The organism is Terriglobus roseus, assembly GCF_900105625.1.
GTDB lineage: Bacteria > Acidobacteriota > Terriglobia > Terriglobales > Acidobacteriaceae > Terriglobus > Terriglobus roseus_B.
In genome coordinates, this window is sequence record NZ_FNSD01000001.1 from 4,284,152 (window position 1) to 4,300,554 (window position 16,403).

Genomic DNA, 16,403 nt, shown 5'->3' on the forward strand with positions numbered 1-16,403 from the left:
CGTCTCTGGTAGGAAAGACGAGCAACTAAGGAATTAGTTAGCGACGGGTAGTGCGCTTTTTTTCGAGGCGGTGCCAGTATTGGAAGGGGTCTTCGTATAGCTCGCCGTCGACTTCGGCGATGCGGCCCTGCATGCGTGTTTGCGCGTCGGTGACGGCTTTGTTGTAGACGGCGGGTGCGATGTCTTCGAGGAAGAAGTCGAGGAGCATGCCTGCGGGCAGGTCGCCGATGGGCTCCGGCAGGTTGCGGTCGAAGTAGCGCTGAATGGAGGCGATGGCCTCCTTGCGGAGATGGTCTGGGAGCTCGATCGGCATGGCAGAATTAGTTTGCCATCTGCGCTGTCATCCTGACCAAAGCGAAGAACCCCGACGCTCTCCAGCCTGCCGGAACTGCTCGGAGCTTTCTTATGAGAAAGCCTGGAACAGCACGTGCAGAACGGGGTGCATCGGGGTCTTTCGTCTGCGGCTTAGGATGACGGGCCGCGGGTGTTCGTGGTCGTGGTGCGAGCTACAGGCCCTTCTTCACCAGGAAGAGGATCAGGTCCTTCACGCGTGAGCTGTAGCCCCACTCGTTGTCGTACCAGCTGAGGATCTTGCCGGTCTTATCGCCAATCACCTTGGTGAGCTTCGAGTCGACGATTGAAGAGCGTCCGTCACCTTTGAAGTCGCTGCTGACCAGTTCTTCGTCGGTGTAGCCGAGTATGCCCTTCAGTGCGCCCTCGCTCGCGGACTTGAGTGCAGCATTTACGGTGGCCACGCTGATCGGCTTGTCCGTGTTGAACGTCAGATCGACGATCGAAACATTCGGTGTGGGGACGCGCATGGAGAAGCCATCCAGCTTGCCGTCCATCTCTGGGATGACGAGCTTCAGGGCCTTGGCGGCACCGGTCGACGACGGGATCATGTTGATCGCGGCGGCGCGGGCGCGGCGCAGGTCCTTATGCGGGAAGTCGAGGATGACCTGATCATTGGTGTAGCTGTGGATCGTGGTCATGATGCCGCTGGTGATGCCGAAGGTGTCGTTCAGCACCTTGACGACGGGCGCCAGGCAGTTGGTGGTGCAACTGGCATTGGAGATGACGTTGTGCTTCGACGCGTCGTACTTGTCGTCGTTCACGCCCAGGACCACCGTCAGGTCCTCGTTGGTGGCAGGCGCGGAGATGATGACCTTCTTCACGGTCTCACCCAAGTGCGCTTTGGCCTTGGTAGCGTCGGTGAAATGGCCGGTGGATTCGACGACGATCTGGGCGCCGGTCTCGGCCCAGGGCAGCTTCGCGGGATCGCGCTCGGCGAAGACCTTGATCTTCTTGCCGTCGAACGAGATGAAGTCATCGCCCGAGGTGATCTCCTGCTTCAGATTGCCCAGGATGGAGTCGTACTTCAGCAGGTGCGCCAGCGTCGCGGGGCTGGTCAGATCATTGACGGCTACGATTTCAATGTCGGCGTTGCCGATTGCCGTGCGGAAAACATTGCGGCCGATACGGCCGAATCCGTTGATGCCTACCTTTACTGCCATGACGTGTCGCTTCCTCTCAGATGGTTCGTTTTCGATGGTTTGATCGACCCTCTCAGTGTAGCGGTTAGGCCGCCGGTTGCGCGCGGGACGCACCGTAAGAGGCATGCGAATTGCGGGCGGCAGAACCTGCAAACGGTCCTTACGGACAGGGGAGCGGTTTGGCTGGGAACGCCGGGTATGGTACAAACCGGCTATGCGCGACTGGATGCGCAACAAGATGAGAAGACGCAGTAAGCGTGGCCCGAACAATAGCGAGGCCACCGGCAAGATTGGGCAGGAGATCCCCCAGGATCAGCCCGCAGCACTTCAACCCACCTACCCGGACGCACCGGCCAAGGCCGCTCCTGCGGCCGTAGCAGCGGAGGCCGCACCGGCTCCTGCAGCCGAAAGCGCGGCACCCGGCAAGATCGAGGTCGAGACTCAGCCCGAATCGCTGGGAACCCTGCCGGTCGAACCGCCTTCGATGCCTGCGGGCGATAAGGCGCAGCCGCGAGGCTATGTCGTGCTGGCCATTGGCCTGCCCGGCAGCGGTAAGACTACCTGGTACAAGCGTCGCGGCGTTACGCCGCTGAGCAGCGACATGTTGCGAACGATTTTGTTCGATGACATCACGGATCAACGCTACAGCGGACTCGTCTTCAGCACACTGCGCAGCCTGCTGCGTGCGCGTCTGATTGCGAAGATGCCGTGGAACTATGTGGATGCCACGAACCTGTCGGCACACGAGCGCCGTCAGTGGATCAAGATGGCCAAGAGCTTCGGCTATGAGGCTCAGGCGGTTTACTTCGACGTGCCGTTCGCCGTCTGTATGGAACGCAACAGCAAGCGCGAACGCCGCGTGGCGGACGACGTCATGCAGAAGATGGCAGAGCGTCTGCGTCCACCATCGTTCAAGGAAGGCTTTTCGAAGATCACCGTGGTCCGCGTAAAGGGACTGCCGGGCAGCACGCCGGCGGCTTCCGAATCCGATGCATTCAATGCGCCGGTTCCTGCGGACATCGATGAGCCGAACGGCTCGGACGGCAATGATGCCGACAGCAACGATCCAAACCAGGACGAGTAGCTACCGATGACAGCCGCTGCGGGCAGCGTTGAGTTCACCCATGTGAGCTTCGCCCCGCACGGTGTGTCGCGGCCCATTCTGAACGACATCTCCCTCAAGCTGGAAGCGGGCACCACGACCGCACTGCTGGGCCGTTCCGGCTCCGGCAAGACAACCTTGCTGCGCACCGTGAACGGCCTTGTGCTGCCGACGGGTGGCGGTGTGCGCGTGAGCGGTGAGGAGGTCGTTGCGGCAGATCTGATCAAGCTGCGGCGCGGCATCGGCTACGTCATCCAGGAAACCGGCCTGTATCCGCACATGAGCATCGAGCGTAACGTCGCATTGCCGCTGGAGCTTGCGGGAAAGACGCCTGGTGAACGCACGCAACGCGCGCACGCGCTGCTGCAGGATGTCGGCCTGGAACCCTCGCAGTTCGCCAGGCGCATGCCGTGGCAGTTGAGTGGAGGGCAGCGACAGCGAGCCGGTGTGGCGCGTGCGCTGGCGACCGATCCGTCGATCCTTCTTCTCGATGAGCCCTTTGGCGCGCTCGATCCGCTGACCCGCGCGGAGATGCAGACGATGCTACGCGACCTGCTGGCGCGGCTGGGTAAGACCGCCATTCTCGTGACGCATGACCTGCAGGAGGCGATCTTCCTGGCGCATCGCGTGATCTTTATTGACGCGGGCAATGTAGCCGCGGACATGGCTTCACATGAGGTTCTGCAGTCGGAACTTGAGAACGTGCGCGAGTATGTGCGGGCGGTGAATCGCTTTGAGGCAGCCGGATGACCGGCTTCCTGAATCAGCACGTGTATGAGCTTGCCCGGCTCGTCTTTGAGCACTTGTGGCTCACCGGCTCGGCGATGTTGTTTGCGACGCTGATCGCGGTGCCCACCGGCATCTGGCTGACGCGGCATGAGCGCTGGGCGCGGCCTGTCATCGGCTTTGCCAACATCGTGCAGACGGTGCCGAGCCTCGCGCTCTTCGGCCTGCTCCTGCCGGTGCCGTGGCTTGGCGACCGCGCAGCCCGGCTCGCGATCATCGCGCTCACCGGCTACGCACTGCTTCCGATCCTGCGCAATACGTACACAGGCATTCGCGGCATCGATCCCGCATTGATCGATGTGAGCAATGCGCTGGGCATGACCCCGATGCAACGTCTGCTGAAGGTGGAACTGCCTTTGTCGGCGAGTGTGCTGCTGGCTGGTCTGCGCACCGCGACGGTCACATGCGTGGGTGTCGCAACCATCGCTGCGGCGATCGGTGCGGGCGGGTTGGGCGAGTTCATCTTCCGTGGCGTGGCTTCGGTGGACAATCGATTCGTGCTGCTCGGCGCGATCCCCGCGGCGCTGCTCGCGTTGATCGCGGATGCGCTGCTTGGACTCTTGGAACACAGGCTCGCTGTGAGACGAGATTCATGAGGCCTCATCACGATGGGTGCCCGATATCTCGAAGAGACGCGGGAGCGATGCTCAAAGCGGCAATGATGGTCGTGGTGACGCTGATGATTCTGCCCCTCACCGCGTGCGATCCTCCCCATGGTTCGCGCATTGTCATCGGTGCCAAGAACTTTACGGAGCAGGTGATTCTTGGCGAACTCCTCGCGCAGCAGATCGAGTCGACTGGCGAGAAGGTTGACCGGCGGTTTTATCTGGCGGGCAGCTACATCGCGCACCAGGCACTGGTGGCTGGGCGCATCGATGCGTACGTCGAGTACACGGGCACCGCGCTGACCTCGGTTCTGAAGCAGCCACTGGACCACGATCCCGATCGCGTGCTTTCCACGGTGCGCCGCATCTACGCGGACAAGTATGCGGTGCGTGTGCAGCCGTCCCTAGGCTTCGAGAACACCTTCGCGATGGTGCTGCGAGGCGCGGATGCGGACCGTCTCCATGTGAGGAAGCTTAGCGATCTTTCACAGGCCGCGCCCTCGCTCCGGCTTGGCGTCGGGTATGAGTTCGAGGAGCGGCCGGATGGTCTGCACGGCATGGACGACACCTACGGGCTGCGCTTCGACGGGACGCCGCGCATCATGGACCTAGGACTGCTCTATCGGGCACTCGGATCGAACCAGGTGGACGTGATCTCTGGCAATTCGACTGATGGGCAGATCACCGCAATGAACTTGCGTGTGTTGGCGGATGACCGCCACTATTTCCCGCCGTACCAGGCGGTGCCGCTGGTCCGTGAGGACGCATTGCGTTTGCATCCGAGGATGCAGATGGCACTGGATCGGCTGACAGGCCGCGTGAGCGAAAGCGAGATGCAGGCGATGAACCATGCCGTTGAGGGGGACCACCGCGACCCCGCGGATGTGGTCCGTGATTTCCGAAAATCTCATGGCTTGTAGACGCATGCAGTCTGTAGACTTGCAGGCATGCGGCGAATAAAGAGCGAATCATGCCTGCTGGCGTTGCTGGTGCTTCTGTTCGCAGCGGGTGCCATGGCCCAGACCACAAAACGAGGACCTACGATGCACGCGACAGGAACGTTCAAGGTGGATGTGAAGCCGACCGACATCTCACCCATCGGCAAGGAAGCCGGGTTGGGTGCGATGACCATCGACAAGACGTGGAGTGGAGCCATCGAGGGTTCCAGCAAGGGGCAGATGACCACTTCCGTGACAGGCAAGGCCATGGCTTACGTCGCGCTGGAGACGATGAACGTGAAGGTTGACGGGCACGCAGGCACCTTCGTGTTCATCCATTCCGCGAGCATGATGACGGATGATCCCAAGGCGGCTGTGCTCGATGTAACGGTCGTCCCGAACTCCGGCACGGGGGAACTCGCGGGCATTGAAGGCAAGCTAAACATCATCATCGACAAATCCGGCCATACTTACGATTTCCAGTACACCTTGCCTGCTCGATAGGCGGGAAACGGCACGCGGGCCCCAGTGCATCCAACGCACCTGAAGTTGGAGGCAGGAATGGCTGAGAAGAACGTGTCGGGCGCGGAAGGCATCGCGAAGATCAAGGAACTTACCAAGGACATCCACATCGCAATGCTGACCACCGTTGCCGACGATGGCACGCTGCACGCGCGACCGATGGGTACGGAGTCCGCGGATTTCGACGGAACGCTTTGGTTCATCACGCGTATCGATTCCGGCAAGGTCGATGAGATCCGTGAAGACAGCCACGTGCTGGTGAGCTATGAGCAACCGAAGGATGGCATGTACCTCTCGCTGCAGGGCCGCGCCGGCATCGTGAAGGATCGCGCCATGATCAAGCAGCACTGGTACAAGATGGCGGATGCGTGGTTCGAAAAGGGCAGTGATGATCCTGCGGCTGCGCTGCTCAAGGTGACTGTCACCGGCGGCGAATACTGGCAGTCGAGTTCGTCCGGCATTGTGCGTTTGGGACGGCTGGCCCTGGCTTCAGTCCTGGGCGCGGACAAGGTCAGCGTGGGAGACGCAGGCAAGATTACGCTGTAACCGGACGCGATTTGCTACAGTTTGTGATGTCGGATCGCTCGCGGCATCGTCCTACAGGCAGGCCGCGAGCACGGCACACATTCGAGGAACTGCATGACCCTGAAGAACCGCAGCCGACGCATCGGCAACGAAGACGGCTTTACCCTGATCGAATTGCTGATCGTGATGTCGATCATCATCATCATTGCCACGTTCGCCATCCCGAACATTACGCGCATCAAGCGGCAGGGCAATGAGACGTCGGCCATCCAGTCGATCCGTGCCATCGTTGCGGCGCAGCTTCAGTATCAGCAGACGTACCCGGCCAACGGCTATGCCTGCGATCTGAAGGCATTGGGCGGCGATAAGTCCGCGGCACCGTCGCCGGCTGCCGCAGGTCTGCTGCAGCCGGATCTTGCCGGCGGACAGAAGGCCGGCTATACCTTCGCTATCGTCAACTGCAACAAGGTGACGATCAACAATCAGGACCAGTACACCAGCTACGAAATCACGGCTGTACCGCAGAAGATCGGCAACACCGGCGATCGCGGCTTCTGCTCCGACGACTCGCAGCAGGTAAAGTACGACCCCAAGGGCGGCACCGCCTGCACGCAGCCCATCCAGTAGAAGCGCAGCTAGTCAGCAAGCTAGCGAGCCAGTCAGTCAGCGGAGTTTGTGCAGCGGGTGCGGCTTCGGCTGCACCCATTGCATTTGCGGCATCCTAAGGAATCGATGAGATTGATTGCCCGTACCGCCGTTCTGCTTGCTACCGTTGTTCTTCCCGTCGCGGCTCAGGACGTTCACACGCTCGCCAGCAAAGTCGACGACCACTACAACCACCTGACCAGCCTGCGCGCCAACTATACCGAGCACTACAGCGGCATGGGCCAGCAACGTACGGAGACAGGCACCCTGCTGCTGCGTAAGCCCGGGCGCATGCGCTGGACCTATTCCAGCGGCAAGCTGTTCGTTCTCGACGGCAAGTTCGGCGTCAGCTACACGCCGGGCGATCCACAGGCGCAGCGCGTTCCGGCCAAGCAACTGGACGACATGCGCTCCCCGCTGCGCTTTCTACTGGGTCATACGAAGCTTGAAAAGGAACTCGATCATCTGCAGGCCACGCCCGCTGCAAACGGAGCCGTCACGCTGGCCGGCACGCCGCACTACGAGATGACACCGGGAGATCAGCGCGTGCAGAAGATCGCTGTCACTGTGAGCCCCTCATCCGGTGCGATCAGCGGTCTGCGCATCGAGGAGATCGACGGCAGCTTCACGGACTTCATCTTCCGCGACATGCAGGAGAACGTGCCCGCCGCAGATGCTGACTTCCGCTTCACGCCGCCCGCTGGCGTCACCGTGATCGATGGCCTGCCCCCCGCGTAGAGTAGCGGTATGAAAGCCATCAACCTCGCTGCAAAGCTTGCCACCTTTACCGATCACTGGTCGCCAAGGATTGTCGCCGGTTACAACGGCAACGACATCATGGTGGTGAAAGTCCAGGGTGAATTCACATGGCACTCGCATGCGGATACCGACGATCTCTTCCTCGTACTGAAGGGCTCTCTGACTATCCGAATGCGAGAAAGCGACGTGCATGTGGGCCCGGGCGAACTCTTCGTCGTGCCTAAGGGCGTGGAACATTGCCCTGTTGCGGCGGAAGAAGTTCACCTGCTCTTGATTGAGCCGGCAGGTACCCCCAACACGGGCGACGCGGCCACGGCAGCGGTCAAGCAGCGGGTCTGAAATATTCTCTGCGCGTCCGCTATTCGACAGGCGAATCATTCTCCTTCTTGATCTCGGACTGAATTTGTCCTACAAACATTTAGGACTAATCCTGTCCGCATTTCTCTCAGCGCCTCCGATCCAGCTCAGCCGAGCGTGAGTATGAAGCGAGTCTGAAGAAACTTGCCGCGGATTTGGTCGTCTAGAGGATTCAGAGAGTGAAGACTATGCGCCGTCAACCGTTGCTTTCCGCCGCCATTGCCGTATTTACGCCAGCGCTGTTCGCTCCTCTGCTGGTTGCGCAACCGCCACGGACTCCGCCTCCTCGTGTCTTCCTGCTGGCTCTGGATACGGATGGGGACGGCCAGCTGTCGGCGGTGGAGATCGCGGCTGCGAGCAAATCGCTGTTAACGCTGGACAAGAACCACGATGGGCAGATCACGCCGGACGAGTACGCGCCTCGCTTCCAGGCGGACTCGCCTGTTTCCAACGAGCTGTACGCGCGGCTGATGGCGATGGATGCCAACAAGGACGGTGTCCTGACTATCGATGAAGTGCCGGAGCGTATGCAGCCAATGTTTCAGCGTGGTGACACGAATCACGATGGCAAGTTGACGGGCGATGAGATCCGCGCGATGGCGAATGCGCAGGCGGATCCGCAGGGCCGGCCGGTTGGCCGCAACAATGCGGCAGTGCAGCTTCGTGTCGATCCGATCACTAACGCCATTGATGTCGATCATGACGGTATCTTCTCCGCTGCTGAGATTGCGAGCGCTCCCGGTGCTCTGAAGACGCTGGACAAGAACGCGGACGGCATCCTTTCAGCCGATGAGCTGCGTGTTCGTCAGCAAACCCCTGCGGAGCGCGCTGCGCACAGCATGGATGAGTGGGATGGCGATCGCGATGGCTTCCTCGTCAAGGGTGAATTTCCTGACCGCATGCAGGCAAACTTTGAGGCGATGGACCTGAATCACGACGGCAAAATCGACCTGGAAGAGCTTACGACCTTTATGGCGACGCAGCCCATGGGGCGTGGTCCCGGTGGACCGCCAACCGGAGCTGGTGAACGCCCGGGCGACATGAAGCCTCCCACCGAACGCATGCCCGACAACAACGCTTCGCCCGCACGCTAAACCCTGCAGCACTTACCTGCCTTATCCAGGAGAAGAGATCGTGATGAAAAAGAAGACACAGGGATTGTTTGCCTCCGCTGCCATGGTTTCGGTGGGCGTGCTTCCCGCATTCGCCGCCACGCAGGCTGTCCCCCCCGCCCCCTCAAAGCACGATGCTGCAGGCACTTGGGCTTTCGCGCATGAGAACGTGCTGGGCACCTCGCTCGACATGAATGTCAGCGCTGCCTCGAAGGCGCAGGCGCGGTCGGCCGAGGCGGCAGCACTGGCAGAGTTCGATCGGCAGTCGAAGATACTGAGCGCGTGGGATGCGAACAGTGAGTTCTCGCGCTGGCAGAAGACACACGGTGTTGCCGTCAAGGTATCGCCAGACCTGATGGACGTGCTGGCGCGCTTCGATGCGTGGCAGGGCGAGACGGGCGGTGTGTTGAACGCCTCCTCGGAAGCAGCCGCGAAGGTATGGCGTGGCGCTGCTGCTCGTGGTGCTTCTCCATCCTCGAATGAGCTCGATGGCGCGATTCGTGCGATGGCGCAGAAGCACTGGTCGCTTGACCGTGTGCAGGGCACTGCCACACGCCTGTCCGACGCACCGCTGGTGCTTGCCAGCTTTACGAAGAGCCTGATCACGCAGAAGGCGGCAGCTGCCGCGCTGCATGCGGGCGCCACGGGTGTCATGCTGAATGTGGGCGGCGACATTGTCACAAGCGGCGCCCTGACGCAGCGTGTCGACATTGCCAATCCAAAGGCTGATGCGGAAAACGATGCCGCGCTCGATACCGTTGTCCTTCGTGATCGTGCCATTGCCACCAGCGGCAGCTATCGCCGCGGCTTCGACGTCGCGGGCGAGCACCTGTCGCACCTGATCGATCCTCGCACGGCGCAGCCTGCTGCCGCGGTGCTGTCGTCGAGTGTGATCGCACCGGATGCTGCCACGGCTGGAGCGCTTGCAACGGCGCTGTCGATTCTTTCGCCGCGGGAGTCGGCTGCGCTGATGCAGCGCCATCCAGACTCGGCTTACATGCTTATCACCCGTGATGGTGAGCGTATCGCCAGCGCCGGCTGGAATGCGTATGCTGAGCCAAAGATTGAGCGTGTGGCGTATGCCGTCCACGCAGGTGCAGCAGTACCGCAGGCCGGATCGAACTGGAACCAGTCCATGGAGCTGCTGGTAAAGCTCGAGTTACCGCGCGTGGATAACCCTCGCTATCACCGGCCGTACGTCGCCGTATGGATCGAAGACAAGGACAAGTACCCGGTACGCACGGTGGCACTGTGGTTCAAAAATCCGCGTTGGCTGAATGAGTTGAAGGGCTGGTATGGCGAGGATCGCGTTCGCAACCTGGCGGAGGGCACAGACATCTCCGCGACCGTCTCAAGCGCTACGCGCGCGCCCGGTACCTACACGCTGAAGTGGGATGGCAAGGACAACAACGGCAAGCTGGTAAAGGCAGGGAAGTACACGGTGGTGGTGGAAGCTGCGCGCGAGCATGGCGGCCACACGCTGCTGCGTCAGGAGATCGACTTCAACGGCACTGCCGCGCAGATGACGCTGCCCGCCAGCGAGGAACTGGGAGCCGTTCAGCTTGACTATCGGAAGCAGTAAGGTCGAACACAGCCCTGAGGCACAGAGCATCACTGCTGCTGTAAGCCGTCGCACCGCAGCGGAAAAGGCCGCGCAGCCACTGTCTGCGCGGCTGCGGAAGAAGACAGCCATCGTATCGCGATGGCTGCATATCTACCTGTCCATGGTGTCTTTCGCCGTGGTGCTGTTCTTCGCCGTGACGGGCCTGACGCTGAACCATGCGGAGGCCCTGTCGCATGGCGAGGTCGTGCGCAATCTGAACGGCTCGCTCTCCGCAAAGGAGATGGGACCCAAGGATCATCCGGATACGCTGGCGATCGTGGAGCATATTCGCGCGAAGGATGGCGTGCACGGTGCTGTCAGCGATCTGCGCGTCGAAGACGACCAGATCAGCTTCAGCTTTCGCGGGCCTGGCTATAGCGCGGATACGACGGTGACTCGCGCCGATGGTACTTACAACATCGTGGAGACGCGCGCAGGCTTCATTGCGGTGATCAACGATCTGCACAAGGGCCGCGATACGGGGAAGGTCTGGTCGTGGATCATTGATGCGTCCGCGATCCTGCTGACGCTGGTCTCGCTGAGTGGACTGGTGCTGATCTTCTTCGTCTACAAGAAGCGTGTCAGCGGCCTGTTTCTTGCGGGCGTTGCGACGGTCGTCTGCCTCATGCTCTACAAGCTCTATGTGCCGTAGGGCTTAGTCGACGATGAGTTCGTAGCGCGCCATGATCTCGATCATGCGGGCCCGGTCGGGCGGGCCGTCGCTCATGGCTTCGCGAACTTCTTCGAAGTAGCGCTTGCCAATGGAGCCGGGATTCAGTGTGACCAGGGCTTTGGCAGGCACGTCATGCAGATTCGCATGGTGATGCTTCACACCGCGCGGAATCATCAGCGACTCGCCGGCCTTCAGCTCGCGCGCTTCGCCGTTGACGGTGGAAGTAAGCGTGCCTTCAAGGCCGTAGACGAACTCGTCCACGTTGCGGTGGTCATGTGGCTCCGGCACACGAGCGCCGGGCTGCACGAGGAATTCGAAGATCACAAGATCGTCTGAGCCCTGTGTCTCGTCGACCAAGAACGTTAATTCAATGCCGCCGAGGCGCACCACGGCGTTGCCGGCTTGCTGCTGCATGACTCACCTATATTCCGGGGAGTCAGCAGGCTAACATGCCAGGTCGGCGCGCGTGATCTTTAAGTCGCCGAGGTTGCCGAGAAGAGTCAGCGAGATGCTGTCCCCCACCAGCAACTGGTTCGCTACGCGCTGCACATCGGCGGGCGTCACGCGGTCGACGTCCGCGATGATCTCATCGACAGTGTTGAACCGGCCGTAGTACATCTGCTGACGAGCGAGATTTCCCATGCGCGCGGACGAGCTCTCGAGACCCAGAACGATGTTGCCCTTCGACTGATTCTTGGCGCGCTCCAACTCGTCTTCGCCGATGGGTTCCGTCTTCAGCTTGCGGAACTCTTCGATGATCAGGCGAACCATCTCGGGCGTCTTCTCGATGGATGTACCCGCATAAACGCTGAGCGCACCGGTATCGCGGTAGGGCGAGAGTTCCGAGTAGATGGAGTATGCAAGACCCGCATCTTCACGCACCGATTGAAAGAGTCTCGAGCTCATACCGCCGCCTAGGATCGAATTCAAGAGGTAGAGAACGTAGCGGTCGGGCGAGTCGACCGCGGGTGCGGGAACGCCGAGGCAGATCTGAACCTGCTCCAGTGACTTCTTCTTCTTGAGCGTGATGTGCGGTGTTGCTTTAGGTGCGGGGAAGCGCACCAGCTTGTCTTCGCCAGCCGGCGCAAGCGCTCCGAAGTGCTTCTCGACGAGCGCGATCATCTCGTCGTGTTTCAGGTGGCCTGCGGCGGAGACGATGACGTTCGACGGCACGAAGCGGGAAGTGTGGAAGGCGCGTACTGCGGTCTCATCGAAGCTGGAGACCGTTTCTGCTGTGCCGAGAATCGAGCGTGCCAGAGGGTCGTTCTTCCAGAAATTTGCGGTGTGAATCTCGTGGACAAGATAGTCGGGATTGTCCTCGTCCATCTTGATCTCTTCAAGGACGACCGACTGTTCGCGTGCGATGTCGTCGGGGGCAAAGGTCGGGTTGAGGACAAGGTCTGCGAGGATCTCCATTGCTGGCTCGACGTTGGTGTCGAGCACCTTGATGTTGAAGCAGATGGTCTCTTTCCCGGTGAACGCATCCAGGTTGCCGCCGATAGCGTCGGTCTCGCGCGCGATCTGCTTGGCGGTTCGCGAGGTGGTGCCCTTGAAGACCATGTGCTCCACAAAGTGTGACAGGCCATTCTCTGCAGGCTGCTCATCACGCGAGCCGGTGCCGATCCATACGCCGACGGAGACCGAGCGCATGTGCGGCATGCTCTCGGTCAGGACGAGAAGGCCGTTGGGCAGCGTGGTCTTGCGGATGTTACGAGCGGGGGAGGCGGCAGTGGCAAGCGTCGCATTCTCAGCGACGGGGACGGTTTCAACCATCCTTCCATTGTAGGCGCTAGGCGGGTTTGACGATGGGTTCGGCCGCGATGCGCGCGAGGAGCGAGGCCTTGATCGCAGGCCAGTCTTCTTCGGTGATGCTGTACCACTTCGTGTGACGGGTGGAGCCGTCGGGCATGATCATGTGGTTGCGGAAGGTGCCTTCAAACTGCGCTCCCAGCTTGAGCATGGCGCGTTGCGAATGGAGGTTTTCGTGATGGGTTTTGAGCGCAATGCGGCGCATATGAATCGATTCAAAACCGTACTGCAGTTGCAAAAACTTCACTCTGGGATTGACTCCAGTGCCTCGCCACTCTTTCCCAAGCCAGGTGAAGCCGATTTCGACGGTCCGGTGAGTCCGGTTGAGATCAAGGTAGCTGGAGGCGCCCACGATCTCGCCATCGACGGTCGTCACCCAGGGCAGCACGGTGCCGGTTCCGGCGGCCTGCACGGAGTCGTCCACCAGCTTCTGTACGTCGGCTGGCGTCTCGATGCGCAGGTTCATGAAACGCCAGTTGGTCGGATCGATGGCGACGCGCGTAAGCCCCTCGACGTGATGCGGGGCGATGGGTTCAAGCCGAATGCCAAAGCCTTCGAGAACCGGAGTCTGGTTCAAACGGCTACGCTCTCGACGCGTGCGGGCAGGTCGAGCAGAAGTTCCGCCACATGATCGTAGTCATGGCGCAGCACATCGCCTTCGTGCACGAAGCTGCCGACGATGGGAGTTACGCCCAGTTCGCGGATCCGGTCCAGGTCAGCCTCAATGGGCTGCTGGCCTTCGCGAGCGTACTTTTCCAGCAGCACATCGGAGATGGGTGCGGTATTCACAAGCGCGAAGTCGAAAAGACGCTTGCCGCCGCAGTGTGACTGGATGTGGCGGATGTGGTCGGCAGCGGATAGTCCAAGCGATTCGTTCGCCTGGGTCATCAGGTTGCAGATGTAGACACGCTTCGCGCTCGACGCCGCGATGGCCTCCGGGATGCCTCCCACCAGCAGGTTCGTGATCAGCGACGTATACAGCGAGCCCGGCCCAAGCGTGATCAGGTCAGCCTTGGCAATTGCCTCCAACGCCTCGGGCAGCGGCCTGGCGTCCGCAGGGTGCAGCATCAACTCGGTGATACTGCGCTTTGAGGCGGTGATGTTTGTTTCGCCGTGGACGGTCGTGCCGTCATCCATCAGTGCAGAAAGCGTCACGTTGCTGTTGGTCGCGGGATAGATGGTGCCGCGCGCGGCCAGGATCTGTGACGACATCTGCACGGCCTGGGCAAAGTCTCCGCCGTGGATTGCCGTCAGCGCCGCGAGAAAGAGGTTGCCAAACGAGTGGCCTCCGAGACCGTTGTTTTCGGAGTTGGAGGGGAAGCGGTACTGGAAGAGCCTCGTCAACAGGCGCTCATCTTCGCTGAGGGCGGCGACGCAGTTACGCACATCGCCCGGCGGCAGCATCTTCAGGTCCTCCCGCAGGCGGCCGCTGGATCCGCCATCGTCCGTTACGGTCACAATCGCAGAGAGCTCTCCAACGCGGCACGGCGGGTCGTCGCAAACGTCTTCAGGACGAGGTGGCACGCCACGACGATCGTTCACCTGCACGTAGCGCTTCAGGCCACGCAGCAGCGTGGAAAGGCCAGTGCCGCCGCCGATGGCGACTACGTTGATCGGGGCGTGAGGGTGCGAGGACATCGATCTAAGTCTATCGGGTACTTTCGTGTTCGTTAGATAGTTACGGCTGCGTTGCCGTCTTTGTTTCAGTCGCCGGATTTTAGCCCTGGCTTTGATTTTTAAGTGACAGAAACCCATGTCTCCGAAGCGACCTCGGCACGCACGTAGTGCTCTAGCCGAGCGGAATTGGAGTTAGCGCTGACTTGCCGTCCAGCACGGCCTGTATGTTGTCAAGTGCCAGCATCCCCATTGCGGTGCGCGTCTCGACCGTTGCGCTGCCGATGTGGGGCAGCAGGTAGGTGTTGGGCAGATCCAGGTACCCCGGGTTCACCTGCGGCTCGCCCTCAAAGACGTCGAGACCGGCGGCGGCAACGCGTCCGCTGCGCAGCGCAGCGATCAGATCTTCATCATGGACCAGTGCGCCTCGCGCCGTGTTCACCACGATGGCACCGGGCGGCAGCAGACCGATCGTCTCGCGATTCAGGAAATGCTTCGTCTCTGCCGACGAGGGCGCGTGGATCGAGAGGAAGTTGCTGACACGCAGCAGAGACTCGGGCGTCTCGTGAAAGATGGCTCCCTGCGCCTCATCATCTGGAAGGGGACGACGGTTGTTGTAATGAATCGTCATGCCAAAGGCTCGCGCACGGTGTGCAAGTGCCTGGCCGATGCGGCCCATACCGTAGATGCCCAGGACGCGTCCGCCGAGCTGCGATCCCAACAGGTCAGCCGGCTTGGTCTTTGCCCATTGGCCGGACCGCACAAGTTGCTGCGCCTCGTAGGCGCGCCGGGATGCACCCAGCAACAGCAACATCGCGACATCGGCGGTGGCGTCGGTCAGTACACCGGGTGTGTTTGAAACTGGGATTCCGCTAACCTTTGCGGCCGCAAGGTCGACGTGATCGTAACCAACGGAGAAGGTTGCGATCGCCTTCACAGACTTCGGCACACGTGAGAAGAAGGTTGCGTCGAGCTTGTCGGCAGGGCTGATGAAAAGTGCGTCTGCACCTTCAGCCGCGGCGATCAATTCGTCGGCAGAGAGCGGTTTGTCGGAGGGATTGCGGCGCGGTTCAAAGTCGCGCGCGATACGCGCTTCCACGGCATCGGTGAAATGACGCGTGACGACGAGGATAGGCTTGGACGGCATCTGTAGATGCTATCGCGACGAAGCAGGGAACAGCGAACTGCTCTAGCCCTCGGGGTAGAGCAGTTCCGTGAAGCGCGGGTCGTCGGTCATGTCCTGGAAGTCAGAGTCCGAGCGAGCATGGATGCGATTCATGCTGTTCAGTTGGATGGCCTCGGTCAACCGTTCCAGGCAGGTGGAGGTATCGCCTGTCATGGAAGCGAGTACGGCCAGGCCGTAGAAGGCGTAGTCCGCCTGTCCATCGCCATCCAGGATCTCGTTCAGGTGCTCTCGCGCGTCCTCGTACTGCCCGTCATTCAGCAGCGAGATGGCATAGTCGTACTTCTCCTCGGGCGAGGAGAAATCGTTTGTGCCCTTCTTCGACTGCGCAATGCAGGCGGACAGATACATGCGAATGCGATCGATGAACTCCGGCGGCGCAGTCTGCAACAGCTTCTCCAGCGCGGGGTGCGCGGCGGAGTAGTTGCCCTGCTGCATGGCGGTCACGGCTGCCTGGTACTGCTCCAGCGCGGCAGCGCGGTTCGCGTCGTGCGCAACGGGAAGGTGACCGGCAAGAGTGCGCGGAGCCTGCTTCTCGGCGGTCTTACTTGTGGCTTTACTAGCTTTAGCGGCGGGCTTTGCGACGGGCATTTTGGGTTCCTGGTCGGCAGATGGATTCTAAGGCTTTCGTCCAGAAGCCATTGTTTGGGGGAACGGATGTTCGCTATGCGTTATAC

At 61.0% G+C, this 16,403-nt stretch carries 20 protein-coding genes; 12 read left to right on the top strand and 8 right to left on the bottom strand.

Annotated elements, in window-relative coordinates:
- Window positions 1–37: 37 nt before the first annotated feature.
- Both BLW03_RS17790 and gap read right to left on the bottom strand, forming a co-directional pair.
- Complete coding sequence (locus BLW03_RS17790) at window positions 38–313, bottom strand: DUF2164 domain-containing protein (protein ID WP_074655350.1); 276 nt, start codon at window positions 311–313, stop codon at window positions 38–40.
- Between the two features lie 193 nt (window positions 314–506).
- Complete coding sequence (gap, locus tag BLW03_RS17795) at window positions 507–1,514, bottom strand: type I glyceraldehyde-3-phosphate dehydrogenase (protein ID WP_074655351.1); 1,008 nt, start codon at window positions 1,512–1,514, stop codon at window positions 507–509.
- A 217-nt stretch (window positions 1,515–1,731) separates the two neighbouring features.
- Here gap and BLW03_RS17800 point away from each other — a divergent pair, with 217 nt between their 5' ends.
- From BLW03_RS17800 to BLW03_RS17855, 12 genes are all read left to right on the top strand, one after another.
- Window positions 1,732–2,577 carry an ATP-binding protein gene (locus BLW03_RS17800; RefSeq protein WP_074656125.1) on the top strand — a complete coding sequence of 282 codons (846 nt, stop codon included), beginning with the start codon at window positions 1,732–1,734 and terminating at the stop codon, window positions 2,575–2,577.
- Window positions 2,578–2,583: 6 nt separating this feature from the next.
- Window positions 2,584–3,345, top strand: coding sequence for an ATP-binding cassette domain-containing protein (locus BLW03_RS17805; protein ID WP_074655352.1), 762 nt, complete (start codon window positions 2,584–2,586; stop codon window positions 3,343–3,345).
- Entirely contained in the window at window positions 3,342–3,977 is a 636-nt protein-coding gene (locus tag BLW03_RS17810) for an ABC transporter permease (RefSeq protein WP_074655353.1), read from the top strand. Before BLW03_RS17805 ends, BLW03_RS17810 begins: the two co-directional genes overlap by 4 nt.
- A gap of 47 nt (window positions 3,978–4,024) precedes the next feature.
- Window positions 4,025–4,906 (top strand): glycine betaine ABC transporter substrate-binding protein, encoded by an 882-nt coding sequence (locus tag BLW03_RS17815; protein WP_244502144.1) that lies wholly within the window; start codon window positions 4,025–4,027, stop codon window positions 4,904–4,906.
- Between the two features lie 27 nt (window positions 4,907–4,933).
- Window positions 4,934–5,428 (top strand): DUF3224 domain-containing protein, encoded by a 495-nt coding sequence (locus BLW03_RS17820; protein ID WP_244502145.1) that lies wholly within the window; start codon window positions 4,934–4,936, stop codon window positions 5,426–5,428.
- Between the two features lie 57 nt (window positions 5,429–5,485).
- Window positions 5,486–5,992: a pyridoxamine 5'-phosphate oxidase family protein gene (locus BLW03_RS17825; RefSeq protein ID WP_074655354.1), complete on the top strand. Its 507-nt coding sequence runs from the start codon at window positions 5,486–5,488 to the stop codon at window positions 5,990–5,992.
- 93 nt (window positions 5,993–6,085) lie between these two features.
- Window positions 6,086–6,598: a type IV pilin protein gene (locus BLW03_RS17830; protein ID WP_074655355.1), complete on the top strand. Its 513-nt coding sequence runs from the start codon at window positions 6,086–6,088 to the stop codon at window positions 6,596–6,598.
- A 105-nt stretch (window positions 6,599–6,703) separates the two neighbouring features.
- Window positions 6,704–7,354, top strand: a complete 651-nt coding sequence (locus tag BLW03_RS17835) for a LolA family protein (protein WP_074655356.1) — start codon at window positions 6,704–6,706, stop codon at window positions 7,352–7,354.
- Between the two features lie 9 nt (window positions 7,355–7,363).
- The gene (locus BLW03_RS17840; RefSeq protein ID WP_074655357.1) at window positions 7,364–7,714 is read left to right on the top strand and encodes a cupin domain-containing protein; all 351 of its coding nucleotides are present in this window, start codon (window positions 7,364–7,366) and stop codon (window positions 7,712–7,714) included.
- Window positions 7,715–7,920: 206 nt separating this feature from the next.
- Entirely contained in the window at window positions 7,921–8,826 is a 906-nt protein-coding gene (locus BLW03_RS17845) for a CREC-EF hand family protein (protein WP_074655358.1), read from the top strand.
- 43 nt (window positions 8,827–8,869) lie between these two features.
- Entirely contained in the window at window positions 8,870–10,426 is a 1,557-nt protein-coding gene (locus BLW03_RS17850) for a DUF2271 domain-containing protein (protein WP_074655359.1), read from the top strand.
- Window positions 10,407–11,099 (top strand): PepSY-associated TM helix domain-containing protein, encoded by a 693-nt coding sequence (locus BLW03_RS17855; RefSeq protein WP_083350625.1) that lies wholly within the window; start codon window positions 10,407–10,409, stop codon window positions 11,097–11,099. Before BLW03_RS17850 ends, BLW03_RS17855 begins: the two co-directional genes overlap by 20 nt.
- A 3-nt stretch (window positions 11,100–11,102) precedes the next feature.
- Here the strand turns inward: BLW03_RS17855 and BLW03_RS17860 are convergent, their stop codons facing one another.
- The 6 genes from BLW03_RS17860 to BLW03_RS17885 all read right to left on the bottom strand — a co-directional run bounded on the left by BLW03_RS17860 (window position 11,103) and on the right by BLW03_RS17885 (window position 16,317).
- The gene (locus tag BLW03_RS17860; RefSeq protein WP_074655360.1) at window positions 11,103–11,534 is read right to left on the bottom strand and encodes a cupin domain-containing protein; all 432 of its coding nucleotides are present in this window, start codon (window positions 11,532–11,534) and stop codon (window positions 11,103–11,105) included.
- 30 nt (window positions 11,535–11,564) lie between these two features.
- The gene (locus BLW03_RS17865; protein WP_074655361.1) at window positions 11,565–12,893 is read right to left on the bottom strand and encodes a M16 family metallopeptidase; all 1,329 of its coding nucleotides are present in this window, start codon (window positions 12,891–12,893) and stop codon (window positions 11,565–11,567) included.
- A gap of 16 nt (window positions 12,894–12,909) precedes the next feature.
- The gene (locus tag BLW03_RS17870) at window positions 12,910–13,506 is read right to left on the bottom strand and encodes a GNAT family N-acetyltransferase (RefSeq protein WP_074655362.1); all 597 of its coding nucleotides are present in this window, start codon (window positions 13,504–13,506) and stop codon (window positions 12,910–12,912) included.
- Entirely contained in the window at window positions 13,503–14,567 is a 1,065-nt protein-coding gene (locus BLW03_RS17875; RefSeq protein WP_074655363.1) for a gluconeogenesis factor YvcK family protein, read from the bottom strand. The genes BLW03_RS17870 and BLW03_RS17875 overlap by 4 nt, the downstream gene beginning before the upstream one ends.
- A gap of 151 nt (window positions 14,568–14,718) precedes the next feature.
- A complete protein-coding gene (locus tag BLW03_RS17880) occupies window positions 14,719–15,690 on the bottom strand; it encodes a 2-hydroxyacid dehydrogenase (protein ID WP_074655364.1) in 972 nt (323 codons plus the stop codon).
- 42 nt (window positions 15,691–15,732) lie between these two features.
- Window positions 15,733–16,317 (bottom strand): TPR end-of-group domain-containing protein, encoded by a 585-nt coding sequence (locus BLW03_RS17885; RefSeq protein WP_074655365.1) that lies wholly within the window; start codon window positions 16,315–16,317, stop codon window positions 15,733–15,735.
- Between the last annotated feature and the right edge of the window lie 86 nt (window positions 16,318–16,403).

Excerpts from the sequence above, each read along its gene's own strand:
- BLW03_RS17790 (WP_074655350.1), bottom strand. The coding sequence starts at position 313 with ATGCCGATCGAGCTCCCAGACCATCTCCGCAAGGAGGCCATCGCCTCC.
- gap (WP_074655351.1), bottom strand. The coding sequence starts at position 1,514 with ATGGCAGTAAAGGTAGGCATCAACGGATTCGGCCGTATCGGCCGCAAT.
- BLW03_RS17800 (WP_074656125.1), top strand. The coding sequence starts at position 1,732 with ATGAGAAGACGCAGTAAGCGTGGCCCGAACAATAGCGAGGCCACCGGC.
- BLW03_RS17805 (WP_074655352.1), top strand. The coding sequence starts at position 2,584 with ATGACAGCCGCTGCGGGCAGCGTTGAGTTCACCCATGTGAGCTTCGCC.
- BLW03_RS17810 (WP_074655353.1), top strand. The coding sequence starts at position 3,342 with ATGACCGGCTTCCTGAATCAGCACGTGTATGAGCTTGCCCGGCTCGTC.
- BLW03_RS17815 (WP_244502144.1), top strand. The coding sequence starts at position 4,025 with ATGCTCAAAGCGGCAATGATGGTCGTGGTGACGCTGATGATTCTGCCC.
- BLW03_RS17820 (WP_244502145.1), top strand. The coding sequence starts at position 4,934 with ATGCGGCGAATAAAGAGCGAATCATGCCTGCTGGCGTTGCTGGTGCTT.
- BLW03_RS17825 (WP_074655354.1), top strand. The coding sequence starts at position 5,486 with ATGGCTGAGAAGAACGTGTCGGGCGCGGAAGGCATCGCGAAGATCAAG.
- BLW03_RS17830 (WP_074655355.1), top strand. The coding sequence starts at position 6,086 with ATGACCCTGAAGAACCGCAGCCGACGCATCGGCAACGAAGACGGCTTT.
- BLW03_RS17835 (WP_074655356.1), top strand. The coding sequence starts at position 6,704 with ATGAGATTGATTGCCCGTACCGCCGTTCTGCTTGCTACCGTTGTTCTT.
- BLW03_RS17840 (WP_074655357.1), top strand. The coding sequence starts at position 7,364 with ATGAAAGCCATCAACCTCGCTGCAAAGCTTGCCACCTTTACCGATCAC.
- BLW03_RS17845 (WP_074655358.1), top strand. The coding sequence starts at position 7,921 with ATGCGCCGTCAACCGTTGCTTTCCGCCGCCATTGCCGTATTTACGCCA.
- BLW03_RS17850 (WP_074655359.1), top strand. The coding sequence starts at position 8,870 with ATGAAAAAGAAGACACAGGGATTGTTTGCCTCCGCTGCCATGGTTTCG.
- BLW03_RS17860 (WP_074655360.1), bottom strand. The coding sequence starts at position 11,534 with ATGCAGCAGCAAGCCGGCAACGCCGTGGTGCGCCTCGGCGGCATTGAA.
- BLW03_RS17865 (WP_074655361.1), bottom strand. The coding sequence starts at position 12,893 with ATGGTTGAAACCGTCCCCGTCGCTGAGAATGCGACGCTTGCCACTGCC.
- BLW03_RS17875 (WP_074655363.1), bottom strand. The coding sequence starts at position 14,567 with ATGTCCTCGCACCCTCACGCCCCGATCAACGTAGTCGCCATCGGCGGC.
- BLW03_RS17880 (WP_074655364.1), bottom strand. The coding sequence starts at position 15,690 with ATGCCGTCCAAGCCTATCCTCGTCGTCACGCGTCATTTCACCGATGCC.
- BLW03_RS17885 (WP_074655365.1), bottom strand. The coding sequence starts at position 16,317 with ATGCCCGTCGCAAAGCCCGCCGCTAAAGCTAGTAAAGCCACAAGTAAG.